Origin of the sequence: Cellulomonas carbonis, from assembly GCF_014636275.1 — a bacterium.
Taxonomy (GTDB): Bacteria; Actinomycetota; Actinomycetes; order Actinomycetales; family Cellulomonadaceae; genus Actinotalea; species Actinotalea carbonis.
This window is the reverse complement of record NZ_BMEB01000014.1, coordinates 1-11,210: the sequence shown is the minus strand read 5'-3', so window position 1 is coordinate 11,210 and position 11,210 is coordinate 1. Positions and strand designations below refer to the sequence as shown.

Annotated in this window: 10 protein-coding genes and 1 pseudogene; 3 read left to right on the top strand and 8 right to left on the bottom strand. The window is 69.1% G+C overall.

Going from position 1 to position 11,210, the window contains the following annotated elements; all coding sequences use genetic code 11:
* From IEV86_RS17420 to IEV86_RS17400, 6 genes and pseudogenes are all read right to left on the bottom strand, one after another.
* Positions 1-287 (bottom strand): AAA family ATPase (locus tag IEV86_RS17420; protein ID WP_188484832.1); only part of this gene is annotated, 287 nt, incomplete at its 3' end.
* Entirely contained in the window at positions 284-1,252 is a 969-nt protein-coding gene (locus IEV86_RS17415; protein ID WP_438501611.1) for a TnsB C-terminal domain-containing protein, read from the bottom strand. The genes IEV86_RS17420 and IEV86_RS17415, both read right to left, overlap by 4 nt.
* A 331-nt stretch (positions 1,253-1,583) precedes the next feature.
* Positions 1,584-1,688 (bottom strand): annotated as a pseudogene (locus IEV86_RS18320) (hypothetical protein); the annotation flags it as partial.
* Positions 1,689-1,695: 7 nt separating this feature from the next.
* Complete coding sequence (locus IEV86_RS17410; RefSeq protein ID WP_043609793.1) at positions 1,696-2,295, bottom strand: recombinase family protein; 600 nt, start codon at positions 2,293-2,295, stop codon at positions 1,696-1,698.
* 350 nt (positions 2,296-2,645) lie between these two features.
* The gene (locus IEV86_RS17405) at positions 2,646-3,740 is read right to left on the bottom strand and encodes an RHS repeat-associated core domain-containing protein (RefSeq protein WP_043609790.1); all 1,095 of its coding nucleotides are present in this window, start codon (positions 3,738-3,740) and stop codon (positions 2,646-2,648) included.
* Position 3,741: 1 nt separating this feature from the next.
* Entirely contained in the window at positions 3,742-3,942 is a 201-nt protein-coding gene (locus IEV86_RS17400) for a hypothetical protein (protein WP_043609787.1), read from the bottom strand.
* A gap of 266 nt (positions 3,943-4,208) precedes the next feature.
* Between IEV86_RS17400 and IEV86_RS17395 the strand changes: the two genes are divergently transcribed.
* Positions 4,209-4,454 (top strand): hypothetical protein, encoded by a 246-nt coding sequence (locus IEV86_RS17395; protein ID WP_043609784.1) that lies wholly within the window; start codon positions 4,209-4,211, stop codon positions 4,452-4,454.
* Between the two features lie 330 nt (positions 4,455-4,784).
* On the opposite strand, the gene IEV86_RS17390 is transcribed toward IEV86_RS17395, so the two are convergent.
* A complete protein-coding gene (locus IEV86_RS17390) occupies positions 4,785-8,375 on the bottom strand; it encodes an RHS repeat domain-containing protein (protein ID WP_188484831.1) in 3,591 nt (1,196 codons plus the stop codon).
* A 439-nt stretch (positions 8,376-8,814) separates the two neighbouring features.
* Complete coding sequence (locus IEV86_RS17385) at positions 8,815-9,996, bottom strand: YibE/F family protein (protein ID WP_229734722.1); 1,182 nt, start codon at positions 9,994-9,996, stop codon at positions 8,815-8,817.
* A gap of 626 nt (positions 9,997-10,622) precedes the next feature.
* Here IEV86_RS17385 and IEV86_RS17380 point away from each other — a divergent pair.
* Together IEV86_RS17380 and IEV86_RS17375 are read left to right on the top strand one after the other, a co-directional pair.
* A complete protein-coding gene (locus IEV86_RS17380; protein WP_043607661.1) occupies positions 10,623-10,928 on the top strand; it encodes a transposase in 306 nt (101 codons plus the stop codon).
* Positions 10,928-11,210: IS3 family transposase (locus tag IEV86_RS17375; protein WP_188484830.1), on the top strand; the 283-nt coding region annotated here is incomplete at its 3' end. The genes IEV86_RS17380 and IEV86_RS17375, both read left to right, overlap by 1 nt.

Sequence of the window (11,210 nt, the reverse complement as noted above, 5' to 3'; positions counted from 1 at the left end):
TCCAGGTCTTCGCGCAGCAGCCGCGGGGTGGTCAGGACCCCGGGTGTGTACAGGGCGGTGCGGTTCTTGGCCAGCGCGGCGTAGATCTTGGCGTCGTCGTCGCTACGTGGGCCCCAGTCGGTGAGCAGCTCGCGGGCTTGGTCCCAGTGGGCGTAGCGGCGTGCGGAGACGGTCTTGCCGACCCCGGCCGGTCCGAAGCACAGCCCGATGGTGCGACCACGCCGGACGGAGTCGGCGAACTCGGTGAACCGGCGGTGCTCCTTGGTGACGATGAAGCGTTCGCTCACCTGAGGTCCTCCTTGTAGACCTTGAGCCGCGCCACGGTCGGCATCCGCGGCGGCAGTGGCCTGGCCGGGGCGTCGACGGTGTGGGCGGCGACGACGGCGATCCGCTCGTTGATGCCCCGGCGCAGCGCGCGGCGCCGGGCGTTGCGGGCGGCCTGGACGTCCTTGAGGCTGATCTGCTGCGCGTGGTGGTCCTGGTCGACGGCGGTGCACAGGAACTGGTCGTGGTCGAAGACGCGGATCTCGGTGATGTCTCTGGGGTCGTAGCGGATGACCACGGGGCGCCCGACGAAGCCGGCGAGGGTCGGTGCGACGTAGCGCATGCCCTGGAAGTGGATGCCGTCGCGACGCACGGTCCTGGATTGGGCGACGGTCAGCAGCAGCCCGTCCAGCGCCTGGAGGCTGTCGGGAAGGCGTGGCAGCCACCCGTCGGCGATCCACGTCGCCCGCGGTGAGACGCCGAGCTCGCTGTGAGCGCGGTCGTTGTAGTCCAGGATGAACGCCCCGACGGCGGCGTCGAGGTCGGCCAAGGACAGTGCTGGTGCGGGCCGGCGCTCCGCACCGCTGGGGAGGTGTCCGGGCAGGGTGGTGAGCAGCTCGGTGTTGACCGTGCCGAAGAAGCGCTCGACCTTGCCCCGGCCTTGGGGTCGGGCGACGGCGGAGTGGATCAGGCGGACGTGCAGGTCGACCGCGGTGCGGGCGAGGTGGTCGCTGGTGAAGTCGGACCCGTGGTCGACGTACAGCACCTCGGGGATCCCGCACATCGGCCACCGGGGGTCGGTCTTGGGCCAGATCGCCTGCCGCAACGCCAGGGCGGTGTACATCGTCGACGGCGCACCGAAGAAGACCGTGTAGCCGCAGATCGCGCGGGAGCAGTCGTCCATCACGACGGTCAGCCACGGCCGGGCCGGCTTGCCGTCCGTGCCGACGAGCACGATGTCCAGCAAGGTGTGGTCGGCCTGCCACATCGCATTTGGGGCTCTCGGCTGTCCGCCGTAATGCGAGCTCGTACTTGTCCCGGTAGGAGGCTGGTCCCTCTAGGGCGAGGGTGACCATGCCGGGGTCCAGGGCGGTGATGATCGATCGGACGACGCCGTAGGACGGGACTGGCCACCCGGTGCCGGAGCAGACCTTCACCACAGTCCGGTGGATCGCCGCGATTGGTGGGCGGGGTCGGGTCAGTCCGAGCCCTTCGATCAGCGCGATGAGGTCCGCCGGCAGGTGATGCCCGCCGGCGTCCGCCCGCGGCAGTCGGCTCAGGGCCGGCAGGCCGCCGGCGCGGTAGCGGGCATGCCAGCGTTCCAGCGTGCGCACTCCCAGGCCGTGGTGACGGGCCAGCGCGGCGAGCGGGACCTGGTCCTCGACATGCGACCGCAGGATCTGCCACCGCCCGTCCGCGTCCACGACCGGCCTACACGGCGCTCGTGGCTCGTCGTGACGGCGCCGCGCCGGCGGGTGGGCGGTTCAGGGCCCGGTAGATCGTGGTGCGCGAGACGCCGAGCACCTGACCGATCTGGGCGACGGTCATGTCCTTCTGCTCGTACATCCGCCGGGCAGCCCGGACCTGGTCGGCGGACAGCGCCGACGGCCGCCCACCGGTGCGGCCCCGTGCACGAGCGGCCGCGAGGCCGGCGTTGGTGCGTTCACGGATCAGGTCGCGCTCGAACTCGGCTAGCGCCGCGAAGACGTGGAACACCAGTCGCCCACCCGGGGAGGTGGTGTCGATCGTCTCCTGCAGGGACCGGAACCCGACCCCGCGGTCGGCCAGGACCTGCAGCTGGTCGATCAGGTGACGGATCGACCGGCCGAGCCGGTCCAGCCGCCACACCACCAGCGTGTCCCCGGAGCGCAGCTGGTCCAGCAGCTTGTCCAGCTCGGGCCGGTGCTGCAGCGACCCGGAGCCGGTGTCGACGAACACCCGGTAGCACCCGGCCTTGGTCAGGGCGTCGATCTGCAGCGACGCGTCCTGGTCGGTCGTCGACACGCGCGCGTAGCCCAGGAGGTGTCCCACCCTCCGACCGTAGCGAAACCCGTCCGGTACGGGAAGTATCGGACCGTAGATTCCGGTACACAGTTCCGCTACATCGGGCGCCCCGTCGACCACCCCACGGCGGCTGAGCTCTGACGGGTGTAGCGGAAACGTTCGTTTGCGGCGGGACGCCCGGGCTGCCGGTCACCGCGCTCCGGAATGCCGTCTCCTAACGACGTAGAGCCCGACGGCGCCTGCCAAGCATGCTGCGTTGAGAGCGATCAGCCACCATGTGTCCCCAAGGTCGCGCTCCGCCAACGCGAACACCACGTTGAAGAGAAGGAGGGCCGCAAGCAGGACGACCAGTACACGAGCAGCGATCAGCTGGACTCTCACAGTGCGTGCGCCCCCTTGACGAACAAGCCGACACCGGTTGCGCCAACTCCGCCGGTGACCGCGCCCAAGACGGCGCCGTCACGTACGCCCTCGCTCACGCTCGTTCCATCCATGCGGGCCTGAACACCTCCGCCGATCGCACCAGCGGCCGCCTCGACTCCAATACCAGCGGCAACCGCGCAACCGATGCCGAGCGTGGTGCCGCAGATGACTCCGACGCCAACAACTCCAAGAGCCGTTGCCACGGCCCCTCCAGCGAGCTGACCAGCGGTCACCCGGCCCGTTGGGTCGACGTAGTTGACGGGGTTGTTGGCGGCGTAGGCGTAGCGGTTGGCGTTGGCCGGGTCGAGGGGTGCGTCGAGGGTGTCGTACTGGGTCCAGCGTCCTTCGGTGGGTGCGTAGTAGCGGGCGCCGTTCTTGATCCAGTCGGTGGTGCGGTCGTGCAGGCCCCCGGTGTACAGGAACGGGGTCTGCACGGTCGCGTTCCCGCCGGAGGTCTGCTCGAGTTCGGCGACGCCGTAGGGGTCGAAGGAGTAGGCGAAGGCGGTGGTGTTGAAGTTGGACAGCAGCGCCACCGGTGAGCCCAGGCCGTCGTAGATGTACAGCAGGTCCTGCCCGGTGGAGGTGCGGATCTGGACCGGTTGCCCGGTGGGGTCGTTGTCCAGGTGGGCGGTGTTCCCGTCCAGGGTCACCCGTTCGATCGCGGGCCGGCCGACCGCGCCGGTGGTGCCGTAGGTGTAGGAGTACGTCCCACCGGGCGTCTCGTTGCGGACCAGCTCCCCGTTGCCGACACCGGCGTAGGTGTAGTTGTACGTGGTGCCGGCCTGGGTGACCGAGGCCATCTGGTCCCCAGCGGTGTACGCGATCGTCCCGGCGGCCGGGTCGGCGGTCAGGTTCCCCGCCCCGTCGTAGGTGAACCCGCTGCTGGTGGTCTGGTTCGCGGGGTTGTGCGTGCGGGTCTGGGTGGTGGTGGACCCGCCGGTGGTGACCGTGGCGGTGGTGCGGTTGCCGCGGGCGTCGTAGGCGTAGGCGTGCGTGACCGCCGGGTGGGTGGTCGCGTTGGTGCCTCGACCCGGAGGCCGCGGTCGCACCTTACTTCTTCCTTCGCTCAAGGGTGGCGGCGATGAGGAGAAAGATGCCCGCGCATATCGCGAACCAGCCGACGCCGTCGCGGTCAAAGCCCAACCGGCTGCGGCCACCATCGGAGAGAGCAAGAATCCATACCGGACCTAATGCAAGCAGAATCGCCCCAAGCACGTACATGAACGCAATCCCGCTCGATTTCGTCGCCACGATCCCGCCTCCTCGCTCTTGCAGCTGTTGACGACAGCCGAGGCCCTGAACGAGCGCGGTAGCGGCGTTCCATACCGACTGGCCTCGTGGGTCGATGTAGTTGACGAGGTTGGCTGCGCAGGCGTAGCGGTTGGCGTTGAGGGGGGTCCAGGGGTGCGTCGAGGGTGTCGCGCTGGGTCCAGCGTCCTTAGTGATGGGCGTCCCCCGGCGGCGCCGTAGAATGCAGCATGGGCGTCTCATGCACCTTCTGAAGGGCGGAGAACAGGATGGACCCGAACTGGATCGTTGTTCTTGTCGGCGTCATCTCACTGGTGGCAGCAGTAGCGATCTTCCCCAGGAGAGACGCTGTAGCCAGTAGCAACGCGCGTCGGCAGCAGAAGGTGTTCGGCGCCCGATCGCGCGCGTTCCAAGAGGGATCGACCGGGCACAACATGATCTATCCCGCCGTGGGTTTTGCTGTGGTGGGCGTCGGAGCGATCATCCTCGGACTGTTCTTCTCGTCCCGTCTCTGACCGCCGAGTGCCGTCGGACGGCCTCGCGTGCCCGTCACCGGGCACGCGAGGCTGTCCGTGCTTCTCCGCAGGACCTGCCACCGACGGGTCGTTCGCACTCGCGGCATCATGCGCAAGTTTCGCTCGTTTCCACTTCTGGGTCTGCACCGGCCGATCACCAAACGGTGTGGCGCCCTCGCTCGTCAAGGACAGATCCGCGCCATGCGCAGAGCTCAGCGATTTCGCCTCAAGTACATGGCAGCCGCGACGATGAGAAGCACAACAACGATCGCGATCGCTACCGGAGCGGTAAGCGTCCCTCCCTGAGTGCCGGGCATTGGCGGTCCCTCCTCAACTCGTCCAGGTGTAGGTACCCTCGGCGGAACATCCACCCGAGGAGTATGAGGTGACGGTTGCCGCGACCGCGCCGTCCGTTCCCACAGAAGCGCCCAAGTTGCCCACGCCGCAAGATGCCGAAGCGCCGAATCCAGGACTGACGTCCCCTGAAGCGGGGCCGACTGCCACGCTGACGCCTGGTGAACCGGCCCCGACGCCGCCAGTTATCCCCGTGGTCCCCGACTGGTCTTGGCTGATAGTAAAGCTGAGGCACGCGTAGTAGCAGACCTGTAATCCGGCACTAAAGGACGCGCGTCCGAGGGGGTCGAGGTAGTTGATGGGGTTGTTGGCTGCGTAGGCGTAGCGGTTGGCGTTGGCGGGGTCGAGGGGTGCGTCGAGGGTGTCGTACTGGGTCCAGCGTCCTTCGGTGGGTGCGTAGTAGCGGGCGCCGTTCTTGATCCAGTCGGTGGTGCGGTCGTGCAGGCCCCCGGTGTACAGGAACGGGGTCTGCACGGTCGCGTTGCCACCGGAGGTGCTCTCGAGCTCGGCGACGCCGTAGGGGTCGAAGGAGTAGGCGAAGGCGGTGGTGTTGAAGTTGGACAGCAGCGCGACGGGGGAGCCGAGGCCGTCGTAGATGTACAGCAGGTCCTGCCCGGTGGAGGTGCGCAGCTGGACGGGCTGTCCGGTGGGGTCGTTGTCCAGGTGGGCGGTGTTCCCGTCCAGGGTGACCCGTTCGATCGCGGGCCGGCCGACGGCGCCGGTGGTGCCGTAGGTGTAGGAGTACGTCCCGCTGGGGGTCTGGTTGCGCAGCAGCTCCCCGTTGCCGGTGCCGGCGTAGGTGTAGTTGTACGTGGTGCCGGCCTTGGTGACCGAGGCCATCTGGTCCCCGGCGGTGTAGGCGATGGTCCCGGCGGCCGGGTCGGCCGTGAGGTTGCCGGCCCCGTCGTAGGTGAACCCGGTGCTGGTGGTCTGGTTGGCCGCGTTGTGGGTGCGGGTCTGGGTCGTGGTGGCCCCGCCGGTGGTGACCGTGGCGGTGGTGCGGTTGCCGCGGGCGTCGTAGGCGTAGGTGTGCGTGACCGCCGGGTGGGTGGTCGCGTTGGTGCCGGCGGTGGTCGCTGCCTGGGTGAGGCGCCCGGCGCCGTCGTAGGTGTAGGTGGTGGTCTGCCCGCTGACGTTGTCCCGGCGCCACTGCACGAACGACCGGTCATCGGTGGTGCTGGTCGAGCAGGTGGGGTAGGTGGAGTTCGCCGCGTAGCAGTAGGTCAGGTCAACCACGGTGGTGACCTGCGAGCCGGACGCCGGCTGGCGGCGTTCACCCTTGATTTGCTTGGGCCGGCCGGACTTGTCGTAGGTGGTGTTCGAGTGCGCGGCCCAGATGCTGTTGGTCGGGTTGGTGCGCATCCACGTGTCGGTGCGCCGACCCTTCTCGTCGACCTTGAAGTTGGTCGTGGCCGTCCCACCGTCCGGGTGCGGGTACTGCATCGTGACCAGCGCGCCGGCGGTGTCGTACCCGTAGGTGGTGGTCCCGCCGGAGTCGGTGGTGGAGACCATGCGCCCCACCCTGTCGTAGGTGTAGGCGATCGTCGCGTTGTCGAACGTGTTCGTCACCGACCGCAGGTTCCCCACCTGGTCGTACGTCCACGTGGTCGTGCCGCTGCCGTCGGTGCGGGTGCCCTGGCGGCCGGCGGTGTCGTAGGTGAAGGACACGTCGGGGTTGGGCGTGGTGCCGGAGTAGTCCACCCCGGTCAGGCGGTCCAGCAGGTCATAGCTGTACGTCGTGGTGACCCCGCGGCCGTTGGTCGCGGTCTTCAGCCGCCCGTACACGTCGTAGGTGAAGTCCCGCACCCCTAGGGACGAGCCCGTCACCGGGGTGACCTTCGTGACCTGCGCGTTCGTGTAGGTGTAGGTCGTCTTGTTCGTTCCGTTGCCCGGGGCGGTCACGGTGGCGACCGTGCCGTTGGTGTTGCGGGTCAGCACCGCCTGCGCGGCCAGGGCGTTGCTGGAGGTCATGACGTTCCCGGCACCGTTGTACGTGTACAGCGAGGTGTTCCCGGCGTCGTCCGTGCTCGAGGTCGGCAGGTACTTCGTGGTCGCCGCGGTGTTCGTGTACGCCCACCCGCGCGCTGCACCACCGGGAGACTCCACGGAGGTCAACGACTCGTTGTTGTTCGCCTCGTACTCGAAGCCCGTCGTGGAGGACTCCGTCGTCCCGGCCGGTCCGGTGGTCGCGGTCTGCGGGTCGAAGTTCGCGGTGTACTCCGCCGACCGCTCACGGTTCTGCGCGTCGATGACCTTCACCACGCGTCCGGTGCGGTCCGACCTGAGCGTGTACGTCGTGCGGTCCCCCGTGGTCGGGGACCCGGTCGTCTCCTGCTCCCCGTTCGAGACCAGCGTCTGCGTCAACGAGGTGTAGGCGAACCGGGTCCAGGAGTCTCCGGCCGACCCGGTGGTGCTGTTCACCTGCCGCACCGCGGTCACCCGGTTACGGGAGTCGTAGGACACGTGGGTGTCCACCCCGCCGGGGGCCTGCACCCGGGTCAGCTGGTGCCCGGTGTAGTTGAACGTCGTCGTGCGGTTCAGCGCGTCGGTCACCGTCGTCAGGTCACCGGCAGTGTCGTAGCCGACCGCGACCGTGCGCACCGACCCCGACGGGCCCTGCCGGATCGAGGTCAGCCGCCCCGAGGTGTACGCGAACGTCACGTCCAGACCGGCCGGCCCGCGCGTGGCGGTGATGTTCGTCAGGCGGGTCGGGTTGTACGGGTCGTAGGACAGGGTGTGGGTGTTCCCGTTCCGGTCGGCGATCTTCGTGACGACACCGGCGGCGTTGAACGTCAGCTTCTGCTGCGAGGCGTGGTCGGTCAGCGTCCACCCACCCCCGGACACCGTCACCAGGTCCGCGGTCAGGCCCGCCGGGGCGGTGAACCCGCCGCCGGCCGCCGGGGCGAACGTGCCGGTCAGGCCGGCCGGGCCGTGGAAGACGACCGACCCGTCCGCGGCTGCCTCCAGGCGCATCCCGACCCCGACGGTCCACCCGTACCCGGTCGGGTTCGACGTCGACGCCTGCGCCACCCCAGCGCCCAGCGACAGGGAGTTGTAGACCATCTGCACCGGCACGTCACCGTTGACCCCGGGCACGCTCAGCGCCTCGGCGACCAGCAGCAGGTTCCCGGTGCCGACGTCGACCTTCGCGCTGACCCGGTCACCGAGCTGGAACGGCGACGCCGTCGCGTTCTTCCGCGGCCCGGCACCCAGCATCGGCGAGACCAGGCTGGTCACCACCGGCGCCGCGGACGAGCAGGTCGCCGCGTCGCAGGACTTCATCGTCCACTGCACGCTCGTGCCCGCCGCCTGCGCCGGCAACGTCACACGAGCCACCTGCCCGGACGTTGCGGCCACCGTGGTCCCGTTGACGATGTTCCAGGTGCTGGAGCCGGCCGTGCGGGCGAAGAACTGCGCCGTCACCGGACCCCCGTCCGGATCCGCGACCGTCCCGGCCAGCACCGGGGTGTGCGACACCGCTCGCTCGAACACCAACCCCGTCGGCACGCTCGGCGCGGCCGCCGTCGCCGGCAACGCGCTCGCCACCACCGCCGCGGTCGCGGTCATCGCGACCACACTCACCCGAGCACCGAAACGACCGCGTCCGCGCATCAAGGCCCCCAGCCCGTGCACTGTCGCCCCATTGCGACGAGTGATCGCCCATGCCTACCGGTGTCACACCACGTTGCGACAGCAAGTCCCACCAGAACCACCCGAACGGGCTACCCGCACAGCGCGGCCAGTACGGCCACCTGTGGCCGTCATGAGGCCCCCCACGAACCCCGCCAGTGATCTGCGAAGACCACACGTCGAAGTTGCTCGCGCCGACCCGGTCGACGAGATCCGGAATGGTCGCCGCCCTGGCCTCCAGGGAATTCGGGTCACGGTGAAGCGCATGCGGTCCAGCGGGTGACGCGTGCGCACCGCCCGCTGCAGTGGTCACGGAACCATCAGTCGCCTGGCAGCCGCCATGAAGGAGGGCGGCAGGAACCTGGTGGCCGCGGAGTCAATGGTGGAGACCGCCTTCATGGGCCGTGGGTCGCGCACGGTGCCGGGCGGGTCGCTGCGGGGCGGCTCGCACGACGGCGACGGCGATCAGTGTGGTCAGGGGGATGGCCAGGACCAGACCGATAGAGCCCACGGCTGTGCGGGCGATCTCCTCGGCGAACTGACCGGAGCTGAAGGTCTGCAACGCAGGCATGCGGTAGACCTGCACCAACAGCAGCACCGGCAGGGCAGCCCCGGCGTAGGCGAAGGCGATCGTGTAAACAGTGGACGCGATGTGGTCCCGCCCGATTCTCATCCCGCGGGAGAAGAGCTGTCCCGCGGTCGCGGATGGGTCAGCGGCACTAAGCTCCCACACCGCGGAGGCTTGGGTGATCGTGACGTCGTTGAGGACGCCCAGACCGGCCAGCACCACACCGGCCAGGAACAGCCCGCGCAAGGCGTACCCATCCAGCTGACCGGTCAGCATCGCCAGCCGATAGGTCTCCTCGCTAGTAATCCCGTTCAGGCGCGCAGCACCCGCCGCAACCACGCCCAGCACCGCGGTCACACCCAGACCGGCGAAAGTCCCAAGCAGTGCAGTGGTCGTGCGGTGCGACAACCCGTGTGCCAGGTACAGCACGACCAGCATGATCGCCGCCGAGCCCACCACACCCACCGCCAAGGGGTCGCGCCCCTGCAGCAGCGCGGGGAGCATGAACGTACCCAGGACCACGAAGGCGAAGCCCAGGCCGAGCAGGGAACGCAGGCCCCGAAGCCCCGCGACGGCGATCACGACGATCGAATACGCTCCGGCCAGCAGCCCAAGGGGCACGGTGCGGGAAAAGTCCTGCCAGGCCCAGACCTCCTCCTCCTGGCCGGACTCAAGGTACCTGGCCAGGACGATCTTGGTGCTGGGGGTGGCGTCCTGCGGCCTGACGGTCGCCGGCGCCCACACCTGTATCACCCGGCCTGCCTGGTCTCCGCTCTGTACTGTCGCACCGACCAGCGTGCACGCCACGGTGCTAGGAATGGTGCCATCAGGGCGGCGATCCTCGTTGGCGCCGGCGCAAGTTGTCACCTCGGTGGTGGTGATCACGGCCACCGGGTACTCGGTGTCCACCGCGATGACACCGGTGCGTTGTGGCTCACCGGACGGCCACAAGGCCACCAGGCCAACGGCGGTGGCCGCGACCAGGGGCACCAGGACCCCGAAGAGGACCAAGGATGTTCGGGCCCGCGCCCGATGTGCATCTGTCACGGCACATCTTCTCGGCCGTTCTGGCCCGGAAGGGCGCTGTGTGGGCAACCTTCATCGGATCTCCATGGGGGTGGTGTGTCCCGGGTTCCGCGGAGCCGGGTCGCTGGACGCTAGGCCACGGTGACCGGTTCTCTGCTCTCGAACTCCAGGAGCGTGAGCCAGCCCCCCGGGGGGAGTGCCGGCGCAGGCGGTTGTGGAACATCTCGAGGTATCCGAAGATCGCGTTCGCCAGCTCCGGGTATTTCGCGAACGTGCTGTTCGTTGCCCACTGCGACGACCCAGAGTTCGGCCACGGACTCCTGGTCGACGAAGCCGCCTGAGCGAGCTTGCGGGCGTGCGACCGGACGGACTGGCGGATCTGCTCGGCCAACGGCTGGTGGTCGGTGTTCGGCAAGGAGCGCACCCGAGGCGGCAAGAAGGCCGGCCCACCTGCCCACGACGACCTCGTGCTGCGCCACTTCCGAGCCGAGGCACCGAACCGGTTGGGGCTGTGGGACATGGTGTGTCTCGCGTTTGGTGGAGTCCGGTTCCTGGACTCTGGTGCCACTTGACCCTTGGAGGAGGGCCTTGTGGGACGTCGTGGCTATCCGCCGGAGTTCCGGCGCAGAGTGCTGGACCTGGTCGCCAGCGGACGCTCCGTCGCGGACATCGCGCGGGACCTCGGGATCAGCGAGGAGTCGATCTACACCTGGCGGCGCCAGGACCGCATCGACCGCGGCCTTGCCCCAGGGCTGACGTCAGCGGAGAAGGCGGAGCTGACCGCGGCCAAGCGGCGGATCGCCGAGTTGGAGGCCGAGCTGGCGGTGCACCGTCGGGCCAGTGAGCTGCTGGGGAAGGTGGTGCCCCCAAAAGGCGGTTCGAGGCCATCGCGGTGATGGCCGAGGAGGGCCTGCCGGTCCAGGTCGCCACCCGCGCGCTGGGCACCTCGGAGTCGGGGTTTTACGCCTGGCGCACTCGCGCACCGTCAGCCCGCGCGATTCGCCACGTGATCCTCACCGACACGATCCGCGAGGTCCACGCCGCCTCCCGCGGGATCTACGGCGTGCGCCGCGTCCACGCTGAGCTGACCCTCGGCCGCGGGCTCACCGTCTGGCAGGGGACGGTGGCGATGTTGATGCAGCGAGCGGGCTTGAAGGGCATCGGTGGGCGACCGAAGT